Origin of the sequence: Arthrobacter zhangbolii (assembly GCF_022869865.1) — a bacterium.
Taxonomy (GTDB): domain Bacteria; phylum Actinomycetota; class Actinomycetes; order Actinomycetales; family Micrococcaceae; genus Arthrobacter_B; species Arthrobacter_B zhangbolii.
The window spans coordinates 2,732,298-2,751,374 of record NZ_CP094984.1 but is presented as its reverse complement, the minus strand read 5'-3'; the positions used below and the strand labels follow the sequence as shown (position 1 = coordinate 2,751,374).

The following is a 19,077-nucleotide window of genomic DNA, read 5'->3' as shown; positions in this document are numbered from 1 at the left end:
ACCCTGGTCGGTGTTCCGGGGAACCTCGGAACACCGACCGTGTGCAGCGGGCCAGGGCTTCGGCCGGAAGCCCGCTGCATAGCCAGACTGAGCGGCCTCGCCAGGCTGCTGCGGAAATCGGCAATTTCATCAAATAAACAGCCCCCAGTAGACTTACATCAGTTTCAGTTGCGAAAAGCGCGGCTGAAGATTGAGTCTTCTAACTCTCTAGGAGGAACCCGTGGCGAAGGCAAAGTTCGAGCGGACTAAGCCGCACGTCAACATCGGCACCATTGGTCACGTTGACCATGGCAAGACCACGTTGACCGCTGCCATTTCGAAGGTGCTTGCTGACAAGTACCCTGATCTGAACGAAAAGCGCGATTTCGCTGCTATCGACTCTGCACCTGAAGAGCGCCAGCGCGGTATCACCATCAACATCTCGCACATCGAGTACCAGACCGAGAAGCGTCACTACGCACACGTTGACGCCCCCGGCCACGCTGACTACATCAAGAACATGATCACTGGTGCAGCTCAGATGGACGGCGCAATCCTCGTGGTTGCCGCTACCGATGGTCCGATGGCCCAGACCCGCGAGCACGTTCTGCTCGCCCGCCAGGTTGGCGTTCCCTACCTGCTGGTCGCACTGAACAAGTCCGACATGGTTGACGACGAAGAACTGCTCGACCTCGTGGAAATGGAAGTTCGCGAACTGCTGAGCTCCCAGGACTTCGACGGCGACAACGCTCCCGTCGTCCGCGTTTCCGGCCTGAAGGCTCTGGAAGGCGATCCCAAGTGGGTTGCTTCCGTCGAAGAGCTGATGGAAGCCGTTGACGAAAACGTGCCGGACCCCGTTCGCGACAAGGACAAGCCGTTCCTGATGCCGATCGAGGACGTCTTCACGATCACCGGTCGTGGAACCGTTGTCACGGGCCGCGCCGAGCGCGGTACCCTCGCCATCAACTCCGAGGTCGAGATCGTCGGCATCCGTCCGGTCCAGAAGACCACGGTTACCGGTATCGAGATGTTCCACAAGCAGCTTGACGAAGCATGGGCCGGCGAGAACTGTGGCCTGCTGCTCCGCGGCATCAAGCGCGAAGACGTAGAGCGTGGCCAGGTTGTCGTGAAGCCGGGTTCCATCACCCCGCACACCGACTTCGAAGCCAACGTCTACATCCTGTCCAAGGATGAAGGCGGACGCCACAACCCGTTCTACTCGAACTACCGCCCGCAGTTCTACTTCCGTACCACGGACGTAACCGGCGTCATCACCCTCCCCGAGGGCACTGAAATGGTTATGCCCGGCGATAACACTGAGATGACCGTTGAGCTCATCCAGCCCATCGCTATGGAAGAGGGCCTCGGCTTCGCTATCCGCGAAGGCGGCCGCACCGTTGGATCAGGCCGCGTCACCAAGATCATCAAGTAATTTGATGTTCTAGCCTGAACCTCTTCGGTTCTTAGCAGGACCCCGTTGCTACGGCAGCGGGGTCCTGCTGCGTTTAACCCCGGAAGGCTGCTGCAGCTCCCTGGCCAGCAGTGAGCCCGTTTCCAGTCCCTGATCAAAGGCGCGCACGGCGTTCAGGCCGGAGGCGTCCAGTGCTCCGCCAATGACGGTGCAGGGAATCCGTTGGTGCAGCAGGGCGGAGTGGAGGGGATTGTGCGGCACCTGCCCGGCTGCCAGCAGCACGGTGTCCGCCGGCAGCAGCACGGTTTCTTGCGCGGTGGCCACGAGCAGTCCCTCAGGAGTGACTTCCAGGGGCGTTGTTCCGGGAAGGGTGCGCACCCCGGCAGCGGCGAGCTCCTGCAGTACGGCCCAGCGCGTGGACGGTCCGATTCCCTCTCCGATCCGGTGTCCGCGCCGGAGGAGGGTCACGTCGGCCGGCCCTCCAGGGGTCCCCGTGAGCAGGCGGGCCAGGTCCACGGCTATTCCTCCGGCTCCGATGACCACCACTCGGCGGCCCAGGTCTGCGGGCGCGGCAAATGCCTCGCGGTAGTCCCGGACGGGCAGCCGGCCGGTGCGGGGCAACGGCACCGGCCGGGGACGGACACCCGTAGCAAGGATTACGTGGGCATAACCGGATAACGCCTCCGCCCCGGGGGATTCGCAGGGCCGGATCCGGACGCCCAACCGCGGAAGCTCGTTGCGGAAGTACCTGATGGTTTGCAGGAAATCTTCCTTTCCCGGCACGGTTCCGGCCAGACGGAACTGGCCGCCGATTCCGTCGCTCTCCTCATAAAGGTCCACGGGCACCCCGGCCTGCGCCAGCGTGGCTGCCGCCTGCAGGCCCGCCGGTCCTGCGCCTACGACGGCGACGCGCAGGTCGGGTGCGGAAACGGAACGGACCAGCGGGAACGCGAGCTCACGGCCGGCCCGCGGATTTACCAGGCAGGAGACCGCTTCCGTGCCGAGCGAGCGGTCTATGCAGGCCTCGTTACAAGCGATGCAGGTGTTCACCAGCTCCGCCTGCCCACGCCGGGTCTTGGCCACAATCTCCGGATCCGCGAGGAAGGGACGGGCCATGGAGACCACATCGGCCTGGCCGGCGGACAGGGCCTGTTCGGCCAGATGCAGCGAGTTGATCCGGTTGCTGCCGATCACCGGTACCTGCACGCCGGCCCCGGCAAGGGCGGCACGGATGCTGCCGGCAATACCCATCCAGTGCCCGTGCGGGACAAGCGCCTGGACGGAGGGCACGCGTGACTCGTGCCAGCCGATCCCGATGTTCAGGGCGTCCGCGCCGGCCGCTGCCAGGGCAACCGCGAGGGCACGGGATTCCTCCAGAGTGCTGGACCCGGCCACGAAATCAGCTCCGGACGTGCGGTAAATGACCGGATATGCGGGACCGACGGCGCCGCGTACCGCTGCAAGAACCGCCAACGGGAACGACTGCCGACGCTGCGGGTCACCGCCCCACCCGTCCGTGCGAAGGTTGGTGAGCGGTGAGGCGAACTGATTGATCAGGTAACCCTCCGAGCCCATGATTTCCACGGCGTCGAAGCCCAGCGACTGCGCTTGGGCAGCTCCCGCAGCGAAGTCGGCGAGAACGGCCTCAATCTGCTGCTGGGTCATGGCGGCCGGCACGGCGCGGGAGAAGCCTGAGTAGACCTCCGACGGGGCGGCAGGGCGGAGTCCGTAGCTGGACTCGAAGGCGTACCGGCCTGCGTGGAAGAGCTGGAGGGCGATCTTCCCGCCGGCACCGTGCACGGCCTCCAAAGTGGGGGAGAGGACGGCAGCGGCTTCCGGTTCGTTTATCAGCAGGTAGTTAGGGCCGCCTGCCCCGGTACGGCTGACCGCCGCCCCGCCGGTGACTATCAGCGCTGCGCCTCCGGCAGCCCGTTCCCGGTAGAAGGCGGCCAGCGCCTGCGGATCGTCCTCCCGGTTCAGGTGCATGGAGCCCATCATGATCCGGTGGGCCAGCCGCAGCGGGCCCAGGGAAACGGGTGTGAAGACCCTGTCCGGCATCGGTGGGCGCCTGACCGTCAGCCGAGTGATTCCGGTGCCGCTGCCGGGTCCGGGACATCCGCTGCGGCGGCAGCTTCAGCTGCACCAGCCGACGCCCGGCGGAAAAGATCGCGGGCTATGACCGTCTTTTGGATCTCGTTGGTGCCCTCTTCGAAGCGCTGGGCACGCGCGTCCCGGTACACCCGTTCAATGGGCATGCTTTTCCAGTAGCCAATGCCGCCGTGGACCTGCAACGCCTTGTCGGTGACACGGGTGAGCATGTCCACTGCGGTCAGCTTGGCCATGGAAGAGAGCGCCGGGGCGGCGCCCGAGCCCTTCTGCCAGTCTTCCGCTGCCTGCAGAGTCAGAGCGCGGGCCGCAGCAATATCGGCTTCATTCTCGGCCAGCGAAAAGGCGATGGCCTGCCGCGAAGCCAGCGGCTTGCCGAACGTGGTGCGCTCCAAGGCGTACGCCACGGCCAGTTGCTGCGCCCGCCCGGCCAGGCCAACGCAGCTCATGGCCACCGAAATCCGGCTCGGGGTCAGGAAGCCGCCCAACGCGACCGCCAGCCCGTCCCCTTCGGCGCCCAGCCGGTGCGACACCGGAACAGGTGTGTCCGTGAAGGTCAATGAGGCATGGTCCGTTCCGTGCACCCCGAGCGTCTCGGAGGTGTTCTCAACAACCACACCGGGGGCATGCCTGTCCACCAGCAGCGCCACCGTGCCGTCGCTGCCGGAGCTGCCCTCAATCCGGGCGAACAACAGCCAGTAGTCGCAGCGTACGCCGAAGGTAATCAGGTGTTTGCGTCCGGTCAGGTAGTAGGTGTCCCCGTCCCGCCGGACGCTGGAGGTGATGTCGGCGCCGGTGCCGTTGCCCGGTTCCGTCAGTGTGAAGGCAACGATCAGCTCGCCCGCAACAGAGGGCCGGACAAACTTTTCCCGCTGCTGTTCATCCGCGTGCGGGTTCATGGCACGCCAGGTGCCGTTGACCACGTGCACGATCATGCGCACGGAGGCGTGGGAACGGGAGAAAACCTCCATCAGCCCCATCCACTGCACAAAGCTCAGCCCTTGTCCGCCCAGTCCCACGGGCGCTGCGAGGGAGAGGAAACCTGCCTCGCGCAGCTCCTTCCACAGCGAGTCAGGAACCTGCCCGGTGGCCTCAATGCGTCCGGCCCACTCCTCGCCGGGCCCCTCCACCCAGGACGTGACGGCTGAAAGCAGCTCACGGTACCGGGTGTCGGAAACGCTGCTGCCCCTGCCGTCTGCGGTGATGCCGGTGACGCTCACAAGCTGCTCCGATCCGGGGAGGGTAAAGCGGAAGAAACACTGTCACCGTCGGTGAAACTGCGTGCCATTTCACGCAGCAGAAACTTCTGCACCTTGCCCACCGCGTTGCGCGGAATATCTTCCAGCAGGTGAAGGTGCTCGGGCCAATAGTGCTTGGACACCTGGTGTCCGTCCAGGAACGCGGTGAGGTCTGTCAGCCGGGGCAGGTTTCCCGGCGCGGGAACCACAAAGGCGCAGGCCCGCTCACCCAGCCGGTCATCCGGCATGGCCGCGAGTGCCACGTCAGCTACGGCGGGATGCCGGTACAGCAACTGCTCAATCTCAGCCACCGGGATTTTCTCCCCTCCGCGGTTGATGATGTCCCGGACCCTGCCGGTGATGCGCAGAAATCCGTCCGCATCGATGACGCCGGTGTCGCCGGTGCGGTACCAGCCGTCTTCGGTAAAGACTTCCTTGGTCAGGTCGGGGCGGTCAAGGTAGCCCTCGAAGACAGTCGGGCTGTCCAGCTCGAAGTTGCCTTCGACCCCGTCAGGAAGGAGCCTCCCGTCGTCGTCGACAATCCGTGTCTGCACCCCCGCCAGTGCGCGTCCGTCGGTGCCCCACACCTTCACCGGTTCGTCCCGCGGGGAAGCCAGGGTGCCAAGGCAGGTTTCCGTGGTGCCGAAGGCGCCGCAAATCCGGGCACCGAGGACGCGGGTGGCACGCTCAGCCAGATGCCGGGGAACGGCAGCGCCCGTGTTCACGAAGATCCGCAGACTGGAGGGTGCCGGCGCACCCGTATCCACCGCCCGGACCAGATCCGAGAGGAACGGGGTGGCAGCCTGGACAAACGTGGCCCGCCAGCCGCTCATCAGCGCCAGGGCGCGCTCTGCATCCCAGACGGGTTGCAGGACCTGCGGGCAGCCCAGGACAAAGGAAAGCCACATGCCGTACAGGAAGCCGGTCTGGTGGGCTAGGGGGGAGGGGATGAAGACGGCATCATCACTGGTCAGGCCCAGATGGGTCACTTCCATGGCGGCGGCCCGGCTGAGCGTGGAATGGCGGTGCACAACACCCTTAGGCTCGCCGGACGTGCCGGAGGTGAACAGAAGCTGCGCGGCGTCCCTGGCCGCCGGTGCATATTGCGCCAGCACCCGGTGGTCCGGCCGTGCACGTTCCAGAGTGTCCGTCCAGTCAGCGAACTCCGGGCCGCCGGGCACCCGGGGAAGGGGCCGCCGGGAGGGTGTATCCCGCACTACCAGGACCCGTTCAACGCTGGCTGCCGTTCCCGGGTCGGTCCCGCCCGCGCGCTGCAGCAGCCCGGCGAGTTCTTCGGCGGGGCGGCGGCCGCGGAACTCCTCTACCGTCACGAACAGCCGGGCACGGGCGCGGTGCAGGGCCAGCGCCACCTCGCGTTCGCGGAAAATCGGCATAATGGGGGCAGCGACGGCGCCGATGCGCAGGGCAGCGACAGCGAGGATGACAAATTCGCTGCGGTTGGGGAGCTGGAAGGCCACGCGGTCGCCCGGCCGGATCCCCAGGTCCAGCAGGGCTGCTGCAACCCTGTCAGCCCGGGCGTCCAGTTCCGCCCAGGTCAGATGGCCGGCGGTGCCGGCGCCGCCGTCGATCACTGCGCTTTCATTGGGCCGTTCTGCGGACCACCGCCGGACCCATTCGGGCCCAGTGACCGACGCGGCGGCTTCCACCCCGGCCTGACCGGTGATGGTGCGCGGCCGGCTGCCCCTGGCAGTGCGGACGGGGCGGGTGATGCGGGGCCGACGGATAACCCCCTCCTCCACCTGCATCCGCAGCCCGAACGTGGTCATGGCGGCAAGATACTCGGGGTAGGAGATGCGGTAGGCGTGGGGGTAGCTCAGGGTGCTGCGGCCCTCGGCAGCGGTGGCAGCCAGCGCCAGGGACATCAGGACCCGGTGATCGTTGAACGAGGAGAGATCCGCCCCGTTGAGCCCGGAGACGCCGTGGATCATCAGCGTGGAGCCCTCCACGGTAAGGTTGGCCCCCATCGAATTCAACTGCAGCATGGCAGCGACCCGGTCCGATTCCTTCATCCGCACGTGGTCAATGTTCCGGAACGTGCTGCGGCCCCGGGCCAGGCATGCCATCACGGAGAGGACCGGGAGCATGTCAGGCACCCGCCGGCAGTCGACGTCGATGGGCGCCAACTGCAGTCCGCTGTGGCGGATGCTGACGGAGCCGGCTGTCGCGTCGGCCACCATGGGCACCCCCATCTCCGCTGCCAGGTCCAGGAAGTCCGCTTCGGGGTGGTCCGATCCGGCAGAAGAGACGGCGGGGAGTCCCTCAAGCGTCACATCCGCCGGGTGAAGGGCCGCCGCAGCGATACCGAAGGCAGCGGATCCGATATCCGGCGGCATCCGCAGATCTGTGGGGACAGCCTGCTGGTCCGGGGCTATCCGGAAACGGCGAAAGTCTTCGGAGACGTCCACCTGCAGGCCGAAACGCTGCATCATGGCTACCGTCAGTTCTATGTAGCTGCTCTCATTCTGCTCGCCGTCAACTACCACCGTGGTGTGGCTGCGGGCAAAAGGCGCCAGCAGCAGAAGCCCGGATATCCACTGCGACAGGGTGCCGGGGATATGCACTTCTCCGCCGTGCGGCCGGCCGGCCGTGACGTGCAGCGGCGGGCAGTCATTGGGTGCCCAGATGTCCACCCCCATTTGGCGCAGCGCGGCCAGCAGGGCGCCGACGGGACGGCGCTGGAAGTACTTCTGGCCGGTCACGACGACGTCGCGGGAGGCCAGCGACGCAAGTCCGGCCATGAAGTAAAGAGTGGTGCCGGAACTGCCCGCGGACACGGCGGCACTGCGCGGCTGGTAGGGGCCGCCGTGGACGACGAAGGTATCGTCCTGCACATCGATCCCGGTGCCCAGCCGGCGGAGCATGGCCACGGTGTATTGCACGTGGCGTGCGTCGGTGAGGCCGGAAATCCGGCTGGTGCCCGGTGCCAGGGACGCCAGGATCAATGCTCGGTGGGCGTGGTATTTGGAGTTGGGAACCTGCACCGTCCCGGTGATGCTGCCGGTGTCCATGCCGCTGTGGGTTCCGAGGACCGAAAGGTACATGGCCGTGAGGGCCTTTCTGTCGTCTGCGTGGTTACCGCTACCCTCGTGCGCCGATGACGCTACCAGTTGGGTCTGCGGGCCGGAACAGGTCTGCCCGAGACGCATCGCAGCCGGTGCGAATCAGTTGTTGCACGGTGGTGCTGCCTGTTCTCCTCCACAGGAGTCCCCGGCGGCGCATAGCGGCGGCGTTATACACAACCGCGGGCGCGGGTGCCACTGCGGGCGGCGTGCCGCACCTTAGGATGGGCAGCAATTACGCCAACCGGAAGGAAGCAGTGACATGGGGGTCTTCCTGCTATTCCTGGCTGCCATAACAGCCAGTTTCTTCGTGGGACGGGTCGTCGGTGTGAAGGCGGGCCGGGGCACGGACCTGCTGGGCCGCCGGGTGCCGCCGCCGGCGCAGATCTATGACGAGGGCTACCGTGCGGGGCTGGCCGCCGCCGCAGCGCGTTACGGGCAGGCAGGCGCCGGGGTGGCGGCCGGGCAGGGACAGCCGGCGACAGGAAATCCAGTGACGGGTCCTGCAGCAGCCGGGCCGGCCGCTCCCCGGGACGCGGTACAGGCCGGGCAGGGGATTGCCGGCCCGCCCGCGGGTCCGGGGCATGCCGACCGCCGCGCAGGGCAGCCCGGACAGCCGGTTCCCCCGGTATGGGCATCCCCCTCGGCACCCGCGCCGTCACGGCCGGTACCCCCGCCCTCCGTCCCGGCTGCCTCTCCCGTTACCCCGGCCGGGCAGAGCGGTACGGCCTCCACCCCGGTGTCCTCAGCACCACAATCCCCTTATGTTCCGGCCCCGGGCAGCACGGGTGCTCCGGTACACTCAATAGGAACAGGCGGACGCCGTGGTCTCCCGCCCGCGACTCCCTCAACTCCCGTGCCGCCCAGGCCCGCCAGGCCGGCTCCTCCGGTCAAAACCGAGGCACAGCTGCAGGCCGAGAAACGGCGGAGGGACCTGCGGAACATCAACATCACGCTGTACTCCGCGAGTCTGCTGCTCGTTGCGGCCGCGGCCCTGTTTATTGGGTTGGCCATCCCGGCCGGGGCACGCTTCCTCGGCGTTGTGGGGGTCACCGCACTGTTCTATGTATCCGGGCTTGTTGTGCATGCCCGCAGCCGCCGCCTTCGTCCGGCTGCCGTGGCCTTCACCGGTACGGGACTGGCGCTGATACCGGTTGTCGGGCTGGCATTGCACACAGTGGTCCTGCAGGACGGTCCGGCCGCATGGCTTATCACGTCGCTGGCGGGCACCGTGGCGTTTGCCTTTGCCGCCGCGAGGATTGACAGCCGGGTAGTTACCTACCTGGCACTGACGTTCCTGCTGTCATCCGGACTGGCCTCGGGCGCTGTCCTCCGGTCGGGGATCATCTGGTATTTCCTGTTTACCGTAGTGCTCGCAACCCTGATCAGCCTTGCCGCGATCCGGCGGCCGAAGTGGCTGAACAATCTGTATCTCGACGCCTTCGTGAGGTCGCACCGGTACCTGGTTCCTGCCGCGGCCATTGCCGCGGTCCAGATATCCGGGGACCTGACGGCGGGGCAGCTGTCCATCCTGTTCCTGGCCTTCGCTCTCCACTACGCAGTCATGATGTGGCAGGGCCCGGCGAGGAACCAGCTGGCCAACAGCTACGGCCTGCGCGCCGCTGGAACCGTGGGCCTCACCGCCCTCTGCTACTCCTTCACCGGCAGTACGCAGGCGACGCTGCTGGCGTTCGCCATACAGATCGCAGCGCAGCTGTCCGGCATCCTGCTGCGGAAACCGGTGTATGGAGCAGCGGCTCTGCTGCAGATCGCCTCACGGACTGCAGGACTGCCCCTGGACGAGGGATTGGACGCAGAAGCAGCAGCTGGTCGGCGCGGCGCAGGAACAACGGGCGTACCTTCGGGCGGGCAGGCTGCCGGCGGAGCAGTGCCGCGCCGCGGAACGCCGGACCCGGCTCCCGCCGCGGGCGGGGTCAGCCTTGCGAAGAAACCGGCCGTGGAGCCGGAAATCCGGGCGCGCAGGTTCTTCCGCACAGACGTGGCCGCCCTGCTGGTGATGCAGGCTGCCACGGGTCTTGCCGCCGGGCTGTTCCAGGCCCTTGGCACATCGGAATCATCGGGAAGCACAATGATCTTCTCGGCCACCATCCTGGTGGTCCTGGGCACCTATCTTGCAGCGGCAAGGACAGTGGGCGGGCTGCTGGAATTCGCCGCCATTGTTCCGCTGGGCCTGTCTTTTGTCCCTCATGCTTTGCTGGCGAAGGAACCATTGTGGCCATCCGTCCTGGTCACGGCGGCGCTTACTGCGTACCTGATGGTGCGTGCCAGGGGAGAAGCAACACGCATGCAGTTTGTGCTTGGAGCCAGGGCCGCTGGTGTTCTGCTGCTCCCGTTGACCGTGCTGGCGTCGGTGTCGGGCGCGGGGGGAGCGGACGGCTGGTCCTGGGCGCTGTTAACCGCCGTAGTGGCCATGGCCGCCAATCAGACGGCGTCAGTTATCCGGGTATCCGCAGGGAAACCGGAGTACGTCCCGGGGTGGGTGATCCTCGCTTCGGCAACGGGAACCGCCGCTGGTGTCCTGGTGCTGTGCTTCGAACCGCGGTTGGAGCCAACCCATGCCGTGGCTGCGCTCTGGGTACTGGTTGCCGTCAATATCCTGACCACGCTTCGTCTTGCCCGCAGCCGGTTCCTGACGGCCGGCCCGCTGGGCTTCATGGCCGCTGCCCTGATGGGTGCCGGGCTGTTGGGCGTGCGCGGCTACGAGCTTCTGGTTGCGGCGGCACTGGTGTACTGCGTGCTCATGGTCCGGAAGTTTGGGCCGCGCGGACACCGTACCTTCTACATAGCCGTGGGACAGGTTTTGATAACCGTCCTGACGGGGCTGGCGGCAGCGGACCTGGGCATGGATGTGCACGGCATCTTCACGGCGTTGGCGGCATCACTCGCCGTCCAGCATCTCGCCAGGATCGTCCTGCATAGACGCCTGCGGCCCTTGGGACTGGCCCGGACCTTTATGTGGGCAACGCTGACGGCGCTGTCAATGACGGCACCGGCCTATTACATCCTGACCGATACGGCGGCCCGGCCCGGAACCGGACTGGCACTGCTCGTCATTGCCGTCACTTCTGCACTGATCACGCAGGGCGTAGCCGCCTTCACAGCGGCAGGTCGGTCCCGGGTCAGCCCGGACACCGGGGCGGCAGCCGTCGTCCCCGTTTCCGGTCCCGTCGTCCCCGTTTCCGGTCCCGTCGTCCCCGCGGCCGGCCCCTTCACCACACCTGCCCCCGCCGTACGCCCCCGCGCTGCGGCTGCCGGTCCGGACCGGGGAGCCGGCCACGCCGCGCTCGCAGCCACCACCGCCGCTTCGGCGCTGGCGCTGCTGCTCAGCGTAAGCGTCCGCACCGTGGACGCGACTGACGGGACCGTCGCCCTTGCTGTCCTCGCAGGAGCCTTGGCCCTGAATATTCTCACTGCACTGCTGCTGCGGCATTCCTGGCCGGTTCTGCTGGCTCCTGCCGGTTTTGTGGCTACCGCTGCCACAGGGGCAGGGCTGTTGGGGGTGCGCGGCTATCAGGTACTGGTTTCCGCCGCACTGATCTACTGCGTCTATTTTGTCCTCGGACGCACCAACCCGTTCCGTGGTGCCTATCTGCTGGCGGCGCAGGTTCTCCTGATTGTTCTTGCCGCCCTGGTGACGGCAGACCTGACCGGGGAAATTCACAGTGTCTTTGCCGCGGCTGCGGTGGGCATCGCCGTCTGCGAAGTGCTGCGGGTACTTTTCGCCCGCCAATTGGAACCGCTGGGCCTGGCCGGTCCTGCCCAGTGGGGAAGCCTGTGTGCCGCCGGAACCGTAGCGCTGGCCTATGTGGTCCTGATGGGTTCCGGGCGACAGGACGGAACCCCTATGTTCCTCCTGACCACCGCCGCTGCGGTGGCTGTCCTGATCCAGTTGTCCACCGCGATGCGGGTGCGGCGGGGTACAGCCCTGCCGTTCGCGGCTGCACTGATGCTGTCGGCCGGACTGATTGTTGTGATTGCCGCCGCTGCGTCCCGAGGCATTGATGCGCCGGTGGTGTGGAGCCTGGCATTGATCTGGGGAGGGCTGGCAGCGAACATCGCCATTTCGCTGGTACTGCTGCGATTCGCCTCGTACGAGGTGGCAGCACCGGCGGGGTTCACCGCGGCAGCGATGCTCGGCGGTGGAGTCTTCGGGATACACGGCTATGAGGTGCTGGCGCTGGCAGCCCTCGTCTACTGTGCCTCGCTGGCACTGAACCGGGAGCTCACCACGCGTGGCCTGTATCTTCTGGGTATCCAGGCACTCGTGGTGCTCCTGTCTGTTCTCGTGGCTGTGGACCTTGGTGCGGGACGGCATGGGACATTCGTTGCCGGAACCGCCGTCCTCGCTGCCCAGCACATCATCCGGACGCTTCTGGACCGGCATTTCGGCAATCTGGGATACGCCGAAGTCTCGGGGTGGGTCAGCCTGTGCCTCCTGCTGCTGGCGCCTCTGGGATATGCAATTAACGCAGGACCCGGCGTCAGACGGGACGTCGTGACCGTCCAACTGATCCTGCTGCTGCTCAGTGCCACAGTTGCCTTTATCCGGTGGAATGCAGACCGTCAGCCGCGCTCGCAGTGGGTCATCTATATCGCCGGCCTGGCACTCGGCACACTGCCCGTAGTGCTGACCCGCCTGCCGGACTTTGACAAAGCAGGGCTGCTCCCGGAACCGGTCCTCAGCCCGGTGGCAGCCGGAGCAACCCTGCTGGCACTGGCCGCTGCCGGGCTATGGGGCGAGTTCCGGCACACCCTGGAGATACCCCTGCGCACGGCACTGCTCTCAATCTCGGCAGCGTATACGGCGGCGGCCCTGTTTCTGGCGGCAGCATCGGGCAGCGCCCTGCTGGCAGCGGCAGTCTTCGGCTTTGCCGGTGCCCTCTTTCTGGCATTGTCCTTCTCCAGACAGCGTCCCTGGCTGGCGGTCGGGCTGCCACCCCTGGTGGCGGCAGGCATGCTTTTCCTGAGCTGGTCCACGGCAGGCTCGGCGCTGGGCGGGCTGCTGGAGACGGGGTATGCCGCGCTGGTCCCTGCGTGGGCTGCCGCAGCGGTGCTGCTGGCAATCCGGTTGCTGATCCCGGGGCACGCTGCGGAAGCGGGAGCGAAGCACCGGGACGGTGTCCTGCGGAGACACATCATCGGCGCCGGTGCCTCCCTCATCCTGACCTTGGCAGCGGTCCCGGCCATGGCACCCGATGCTTCGGCGGCGGCCGGTTCCCTGACCCTGGCCGCGGCGCTGGGCGTTGGGCTGATCGAGGTGCCGGCAAGGTTCCGGGAACCGGCGGTACAGGCAGCGGCGCTCCTCACGGCGCTGGCGGTCCAGCGCATTGCATGGCTTCTCCTCGGAGACGTCAACGGCTTCTGGTCCCTGCAGTACTGGGCATGCGTCCTGGCCGGCCTGGCCGCCTACGAGTACCTCCGGAAACGAGAAAACCGGGGCACCATTGTCCTGGCGGCCGCGGCGGCAATCCTCTCGCTGAGCGGGCTCTCCACCATCATCAGCGGCGGTGCGGGCAAACAGTTGTGGGCACTGGTGGCCCACGCCGGGCTGCTGGCTTTCGGCCTGCTTGCCAGCAGGAGACTCTTTACGCTCTGGGGCGCAGCCGGCGTTGTGCTGGCGGTGCTGTGGTACCTGCGGGGCTACACCTTCCTGTGGCTGGCACTTCTGGGTATCGGCCTGATCGCGCTGGCCGTCTGGCGGCTCACACGGGTGCGCTCCGATGAGCCGGAGCGGAAGGACAGTCGCGGCGAGGGGGAGCCCGGCCCGGAGAACGCCCAGGCAGGCCCGGCGGAGGGATCCCGGGCTCCGCTGACCGGGGCAGGGGAGGAGCGGGGCTACTGACGTGCACCTGGGCCCTCGGTTAGGCTCGGAGGATGGAATTTCTTATCTTCCTGGCCATTGCCGCAGCTGCGGCGGCAGGGATTGGCTGGGCCCGCCGCCGGTTCCGTCCGGAAATTGACCGGGCACGGCGGATCCGGCGTGCCAACCGGGAGGGCAGGCCCTGACTTTCCGGCCAGGCGTGGCAGCCGGCACGGATTTTCCGCAAACCGTGACGGCCGGCACGAACTTTCCGGCCCGCCGCCCTCTGCGTTAGACTGATCAGGTCAAGCTCTCCGATGCGGCTGCGCCGCAGGGGAAAAGCCGGATTGGCCATCTGCGCCGAGGTCTGGCAGACTAGAGAAGTTGTTCAAGCGCTTTTGTGCCCACACACGCCCACGTTCCGGCTGTACAGCAGGAACAGGGAAGTGTTGAGATTCAGTCCCGGCCAGGATAATGCCTGGTGCAGGGTCGGATCCTTCAGGGGAAGAGCCCATATATAACCCGCCCCCATTCTTGCTGGGCGTCGTTGGTTTCATCACCACGACACGCCCGAGCGCGGGGGTCGGAGCCTCGACAGGGTGAGGAACCCGGATTCATCCGGATTCAGTCTGTTGGAGGGGCGCCTGGCCGTAAGGCAGTTCGGCGCAAAAACTGTACAGAGAGCATTACTCGAAGAAAGAGGCACGACGCCATGGCGGGACAAAAAATCCGCATCCGGCTGAAGTCGTACGACCACGAGGTCATCGACGTATCAGCACGGAAGATCGTTGAGACGGTCACGCGTGCAGGCGCAACGGTAGTAGGCCCCGTGCCGCTGCCCACGGAAAAGAACGTTTACGTTGTTATCCGTTCGCCGCACAAGTACAAGGACAGCCGCGAGCACTTTGAAATGCGCACGCACAAGCGCCTGATCGACATCATTGACCCCACGCCTAAGGCCGTTGACTCGCTGATGCGTCTTGACCTGCCTGCAGACGTGAACATCGAAATCAAGCTGTAGGGGGGGAGCGGATAATATGTCTACTTCACTTACACGCCAGGTAAAGGGACTGCTGGGCACCAAGCTCGGCATGACCCAGGTTTGGGACGAGAACAACAAGCTCATCCCCGTAACCGTCGTCCAGGCTGACTCCAACGTCATCACGCAGCTGCGCAACGCGGAAAAGGACGGCTACACCGCCGTTCAGATCGGCTACGGCCAGATCGACCCGCGCAAGGTGACCAAGCCGCTGGCCGGCCACTTTGAAAAGGCCGGCGTTACGCCGCGCCGCCACGTAGTTGAACTGCGTACCGCAGACGCCGACACCTACGAGCTGGGCCAGGAACTCTCTGTTGAGATTTTCGAAGCCGGCCAGAAGGTCGACGTCGTCGGAACCTCCAAGGGCAAGGGCTTTGCCGGTGTCATGAAGCGTCACGGCTTCCACGGCGTCGGTGCCTCCCACGGTGCACACAAGAACCACCGTAAGCCGGGTTCCATCGGTGGCGCATCCACCCCGGGCCGCGTCTTCAAGGGCGTTCGGATGGCTGGCCGTATGGGCGCCGTCCGTCACACCACGATGAACCTCACGGTTCACGGTGTGGACGCCGAGAAGTCGCTCCTGCTGATCAAGGGTGCCGTTCCCGGCGCCCGCGGCCAGGTCGTCCTCGTACGCACCGCCGTGAAGGGAGCTTAGTCTCATGGCTAACGAAACCACTGTTGAATTCCCCGCAGAGATCTTCGACGTTCAGACGAACGTACCGCTGCTCCACCAGGTGGTAGTTGCTCAGCTTGCAGCCGCCCGCCAGGGTACGCACAAGACGAAGACCCGCGCCGAGGTGAGCGGTGCAGGCCGCAAGCCGTTCAAGCAGAAGGGCACCGGCCGGGCTCGTCAGGGCTCCATCCGTGCGCCTCACATGACCGGCGGCGGCGTGGTCCACGGACCGACGCCTCGCGATTACAGCCAGCGCACCCCCAAGAAGATGAAGGCTGCTGCACTGCGCGGCGCCCTGTCCGACCGGGCACGCAACGGCCGTATCCACGTCCTCGAGACCCTGGTTGCCGGCACCACGCCGTCCACCAAGGATGCACTGAGCGCCCTGCGTTCGGTCTCCGACCGCAAGAACCTGCTCGTTGTTATCGAGCGCGCCAACGATGTTGCTGCACTGTCCGTGCGCAACGTCCCGGAAGTTCACGTGATCTACGTAGATCAGCTGAACACCTACGACGTGCTGGTATCCGACGACGTGGTCTTCACCAAGGCTGCCTACGACGAGTTCGTTGGCAAGAACACTGTCAAGGAGGACGCCAAGTGAGCGCGACCACCGCTAAGGACCCGCGCGACGTAGTGCTTGCACCCGTCGTCTCGGAAAAGAGCTACGGCCTGATCGACGAAGGTAAGTACACCTTCCTGGTCGACCCCCGCTCGAACAAGACCGAGATCAAGCTGGCCGTGGAGAAGATTTTCTCCGTCAAGGTCGACTCGATCAACACCATCAACCGTGCCGGTAAGCGTAAGCGCACCAAGTTCGGATGGGGACAGCGCAAGAGCACCAAGCGCGCCATTGTCACCCTCAAGGACGGCACAATCGACATCTTCGGCGGTCCGCTCAGCTAGGGCGGAGACCACTTTAACGAGGAATAAATAATGGGAATCCGTAAATACAAGCCGACTACCCCGGGCCGTCGCGGCTCGAGCGTAGCCGACTTCACCGAAATCACGCGGTCGACGCCGGAAAAGTCGTTGGTACGTCCGCTGCCCAAGAAGGGCGGCCGTAACAACACCGGTAAGATCACGACCAGGCACAAGGGTGGTGGACACAAGCGTCAGTACCGTCTGATCGACTTCCGTCGCCACGACAAGGACGGCGTCAACGCTCGCGTTGCCGAGATCGAATACGATCCGAACCGTACCGCCCGCATTGCGCTGCTGCACTACGTTGATGGCACCAAGCGTTACATCATTGCTCCGAACAAGCTCAAGCAGGGCGATTTCGTAGAGGCCGGCGCCGGGGCTGACATCAAGCCCGGCAACAACCTGCCGCTGCGCAACATCCCCGTGGGTACCACCATCCACGCAGTTGAACTGCGTCCGGGTGGCGGCGCCAAGATGGCCCGCTCCGCCGGTGCATCTGTTCAGCTCGTTGCCAAGGAAGGCCGTTTCGCCCAGCTGCGTCTGCCCTCCGGAGAAATCCGCAATGTTGACGTTCGCTGCCGCGCCACCATTGGCGAGGTTGGCAACGCCGAGCAGTCCAACATCAACTGGGGCAAGGCCGGCCGTATGCGCTGGAAGGGCGTACGCCCGACCGTCCGCGGTGTCGCCATGAACCCGGTTGACCACCCGCACGGTGGTGGTGAAGGTAAGACCTCCGGTGGACGCCACCCGGTCAACCCGAACGGTAAGCGCGAAGGCCGCACCCGCCGCCCCAATAAAGAGAGCGACAACCTCATTGTGCGTCGCCGTCGTTCCGGCAAGAACAAGCGATAGGAGCCTGGAAACATGCCACGCAGCCTGAAGAAAGGCCCCTTCGTCGACCAGCACCTGTTTCTCAAGGTAGCGGCCGAAAACGAAAAGGGCACCAAGAACGTCATCAAGACGTGGTCCCGCCGTTCGATGATCATCCCCGACATGCTCGGGCACACGATCGCCGTACACGACGGACGTAAGCACATTCCGGTGTTTGTCACCGAGTCGATGGTCGGGCACAAGCTCGGCGAATTCGCTCTGACGCGGACATTCCGCGGCCATGTGAAGGACGACCGCAAGGGCAAGCGCCGCTAGGCGCTGCTCTTTCGGCAGAAGACGAGAGAAGGAAAGCAATGGAAGCCAAGGCAATTGCGCGTCATATCCGCGTAACGCCTATGAAGGCCCGGCGCGTCGTCAACCTTGTTCGTGGCAAGCAAGCGAATGAGGCTCTGGCAATTCTGAAGTTTGCCCCCCAGGCAGCTTCGGAGCCGGTACTTAAGGTAGTTCAGTCGGCTATGGCCAATGCACGTGTCCTCGCGGACCGTGACGGCGTGGCCTTCGACGAAGGTGACCTCTTCATCAGCGAAGCATTCGTTGACGAAGGACCCACCATGAAGCGGTTCCAGCCGCGGGCCCAGGGCCGCGCCTACCGCATCAACAAGCGGACCAGCCACGTCACCGTGGTAGTCGCAACCCCTACGATCGAGGAGGAACGCTAAGTGGGACAGAAGGTAAACCCGCACGGGTTCCGACTCGGCATCACCACTGACCACGTATCGCACTGGTTTGCTGACAGCAACAAGCCGGGCCAGCGTTACAAGGACTTTGTCCGCGAGGACATCAAGATCCGTCAGCTGATGTCCACCGGCATGGATCGCGCCGGCATCGCCAAGGTTGAGATCGAGCGCACCCGTGACCGTGTTCGTGTGGATATCCACACCGCACGTCCGGGCATCGTGATCGGTCGCCGCGGCGCCGAAGCTGACCGCATCCGCGGCGAGCTCGAAAAGCTCACCGGCAAGCAGGTTCAGCTGAACATCCTTGAGGTCAAGAACCCCGAGATGGAAGCACAGCTTGTTGCCCAGGGTGTTGCTGAGCAGCTCTCTTCCCGCGTGGCTTTCCGCCGTGCGATGAAGAAGGCCATCCAGTCCGCACAGCGTGCAGGTGCAAAGGGTATCCGTATCCAGTGCTCCGGCCGTCTGGGCGGCGCTGAAATGAGCCGTTCGGAGTTCTACCGCGAAGGCCGTGTGCCCCTGCACACCCTCCGCGCGCAGATCGACTACGGTTTCTTCGAAGCCAAGACCACCTTCGGCCGCATCGGCGTGAAGGTCTGGATCTACAAGGGCGACGTCACCGCTAAGGAACTGGCTGCACAGCAGGCTGCTGCACCGTCCCGCGGACGCTCCAACGACCGTCCGGGCCGCGGCCCCGCCGACCGTGGCGACCGTGGCGGCGACCGCCGTCGTCGTAACGACCGCGGCGACAAGGCCGCCGCGCCTGCTGCAGAGGCTCCGGCCGCTGAGGCAGCTGCCCCCGCAGCAGAAGGAGGACAGGCTTAAATGCTTATCCCACGTCGAGTCAAGTTCCGTAAGCAGCACCACCCGGGTCGCTCCGGCGCTGCAACCGGCGGCACTGCCGTCAGCTTCGGCGAGTGGGGTATCCAGGCTCTGACGCCTGCATACGTCACCAACCGCCAGATTGAAGCTGCACGTATTGCCATGACACGCCACATCAAGCGTGGCGGCAAGGTCTGGATCAACATCTACCCGGACCGTCCGCTGACGAAGAAGCCTGCTGAAACCCGTATGGGTTCCGGTAAGGGTTCTCCGGAGTGGTGGGTTGCAAACGTCAAGCCGGGCCGGGTTCTCTTCGAACTCTCCGGTGTTTCCGAAGAGGTAGCTCGTGAGGCCCTGCGCCTGGCGATCCATAAGCTGCCGTTGAAGGCACGCATTGTGCGTCGCGAGGGTGGTGAATAGAA

At 65.5% G+C, this 19,077-nt stretch carries 15 protein-coding genes; 12 read left to right on the top strand and 3 right to left on the bottom strand.

Features of this window, described 5'->3' with window-relative positions:
• Positions 1 to 220 precede the first annotated feature (220 nt).
• On the top strand, positions 221 to 1,411 hold the full coding sequence (tuf, locus tag MUK71_RS12750; protein WP_227903865.1) for an elongation factor Tu: 1,191 nt from the start codon (positions 221 to 223) through the stop codon (positions 1,409 to 1,411).
• A 48-nt stretch (positions 1,412 to 1,459) separates the two neighbouring features.
• Here tuf and MUK71_RS12745 read toward each other — a convergent pair whose 3' ends face one another.
• From MUK71_RS12745 to aroA, 3 genes are read right to left on the bottom strand one after another with little or no spacing between them, the layout of a single operon-like run.
• A complete protein-coding gene (locus MUK71_RS12745; RefSeq protein ID WP_227903863.1) occupies positions 1,460 to 3,448 on the bottom strand; it encodes an oxidoreductase in 1,989 nt (662 codons plus the stop codon).
• 17 nt (positions 3,449 to 3,465) lie between these two features.
• Positions 3,466 to 4,716: an acyl-CoA dehydrogenase family protein gene (locus tag MUK71_RS12740; protein WP_227903862.1), complete on the bottom strand. Its 1,251-nt coding sequence runs from the start codon at positions 4,714 to 4,716 to the stop codon at positions 3,466 to 3,468.
• Positions 4,713 to 7,796 (bottom strand): 3-phosphoshikimate 1-carboxyvinyltransferase, encoded by a 3,084-nt coding sequence (gene aroA, locus MUK71_RS12735; protein WP_227928787.1) that lies wholly within the window; start codon positions 7,794 to 7,796, stop codon positions 4,713 to 4,715. The genes MUK71_RS12740 and aroA overlap by 4 nt, the downstream gene beginning before the upstream one ends.
• Positions 7,797 to 8,670: 874 nt before the next feature.
• Here aroA and MUK71_RS12730 point away from each other — a divergent pair.
• The 11 genes from MUK71_RS12730 to rplP all read left to right on the top strand — a co-directional run bounded on the left by MUK71_RS12730 (position 8,671) and on the right by rplP (position 19,075).
• On the top strand, positions 8,671 to 13,677 hold the full coding sequence (locus MUK71_RS12730; protein WP_227928789.1) for a hypothetical protein: 5,007 nt from the start codon (positions 8,671 to 8,673) through the stop codon (positions 13,675 to 13,677).
• A 32-nt stretch (positions 13,678 to 13,709) separates the two neighbouring features.
• Positions 13,710 to 13,841, top strand: coding sequence for a hypothetical protein (locus tag MUK71_RS16260; protein WP_269436327.1), 132 nt, complete (start codon positions 13,710 to 13,712; stop codon positions 13,839 to 13,841).
• 506 nt (positions 13,842 to 14,347) lie between these two features.
• Positions 14,348 to 14,656, top strand: coding sequence for a 30S ribosomal protein S10 (rpsJ, locus tag MUK71_RS12725; protein ID WP_146361073.1), 309 nt, complete (start codon positions 14,348 to 14,350; stop codon positions 14,654 to 14,656).
• A gap of 16 nt (positions 14,657 to 14,672) precedes the next feature.
• Entirely contained in the window at positions 14,673 to 15,329 is a 657-nt protein-coding gene (gene rplC, locus MUK71_RS12720; RefSeq protein WP_227903858.1) for a 50S ribosomal protein L3, read from the top strand.
• 4 nt (positions 15,330 to 15,333) lie between these two features.
• Positions 15,334 to 15,948, top strand: a complete 615-nt coding sequence (gene rplD / locus MUK71_RS12715) for a 50S ribosomal protein L4 (RefSeq protein ID WP_227903856.1) — start codon at positions 15,334 to 15,336, stop codon at positions 15,946 to 15,948.
• Positions 15,945 to 16,250 (top strand): 50S ribosomal protein L23, encoded by a 306-nt coding sequence (rplW, locus tag MUK71_RS12710; protein ID WP_066295939.1) that lies wholly within the window; start codon positions 15,945 to 15,947, stop codon positions 16,248 to 16,250. Before rplD ends, rplW begins: the two co-directional genes overlap by 4 nt.
• Positions 16,251 to 16,280: 30 nt before the next feature.
• Positions 16,281 to 17,120 carry a 50S ribosomal protein L2 gene (rplB, locus tag MUK71_RS12705; protein ID WP_146361090.1) on the top strand — a complete coding sequence of 280 codons (840 nt, stop codon included), beginning with the start codon at positions 16,281 to 16,283 and terminating at the stop codon, positions 17,118 to 17,120.
• Positions 17,121 to 17,132: 12 nt separating this feature from the next.
• Positions 17,133 to 17,414 carry a 30S ribosomal protein S19 gene (rpsS, locus tag MUK71_RS12700; protein ID WP_104052734.1) on the top strand — a complete coding sequence of 94 codons (282 nt, stop codon included), beginning with the start codon at positions 17,133 to 17,135 and terminating at the stop codon, positions 17,412 to 17,414.
• A 38-nt stretch (positions 17,415 to 17,452) separates the two neighbouring features.
• A complete protein-coding gene (rplV, locus tag MUK71_RS12695; protein WP_227903853.1) occupies positions 17,453 to 17,818 on the top strand; it encodes a 50S ribosomal protein L22 in 366 nt (121 codons plus the stop codon).
• Positions 17,819 to 18,658: a 30S ribosomal protein S3 gene (gene rpsC / locus MUK71_RS12690; RefSeq protein ID WP_227903851.1), complete on the top strand. Its 840-nt coding sequence runs from the start codon at positions 17,819 to 17,821 to the stop codon at positions 18,656 to 18,658.
• Positions 18,659 to 19,075 (top strand): 50S ribosomal protein L16, encoded by a 417-nt coding sequence (rplP, locus tag MUK71_RS12685; RefSeq protein ID WP_146361096.1) that lies wholly within the window; start codon positions 18,659 to 18,661, stop codon positions 19,073 to 19,075.
• Positions 19,076 to 19,077: the final 2 nt, after the last annotated feature.

Bases quoted from the DNA above. Each gene is read 5' to 3' on its own strand.
- MUK71_RS12745 (WP_227903863.1), bottom strand. From the start codon at position 3,448: ATGCCGGACAGGGTCTTCACACCCGTTTCCCTGGGCCCGCTGCGGCTG.
- rplD (WP_227903856.1), top strand. From the start codon at position 15,334: ATGGCTAACGAAACCACTGTTGAATTCCCCGCAGAGATCTTCGACGTT.
- rpsJ (WP_146361073.1), top strand. From the start codon at position 14,348: ATGGCGGGACAAAAAATCCGCATCCGGCTGAAGTCGTACGACCACGAG.
- rplC (WP_227903858.1), top strand. From the start codon at position 14,673: ATGTCTACTTCACTTACACGCCAGGTAAAGGGACTGCTGGGCACCAAG.
- rpsS (WP_104052734.1), top strand. From the start codon at position 17,133: ATGCCACGCAGCCTGAAGAAAGGCCCCTTCGTCGACCAGCACCTGTTT.
- rplB (WP_146361090.1), top strand. From the start codon at position 16,281: ATGGGAATCCGTAAATACAAGCCGACTACCCCGGGCCGTCGCGGCTCG.
- aroA (WP_227928787.1), bottom strand. From the start codon at position 7,796: ATGTACCTTTCGGTCCTCGGAACCCACAGCGGCATGGACACCGGCAGC.
- rplV (WP_227903853.1), top strand. From the start codon at position 17,453: ATGGAAGCCAAGGCAATTGCGCGTCATATCCGCGTAACGCCTATGAAG.
- rplP (WP_146361096.1), top strand. From the start codon at position 18,659: ATGCTTATCCCACGTCGAGTCAAGTTCCGTAAGCAGCACCACCCGGGT.
- MUK71_RS16260 (WP_269436327.1), top strand. From the start codon at position 13,710: ATGGAATTTCTTATCTTCCTGGCCATTGCCGCAGCTGCGGCGGCAGGG.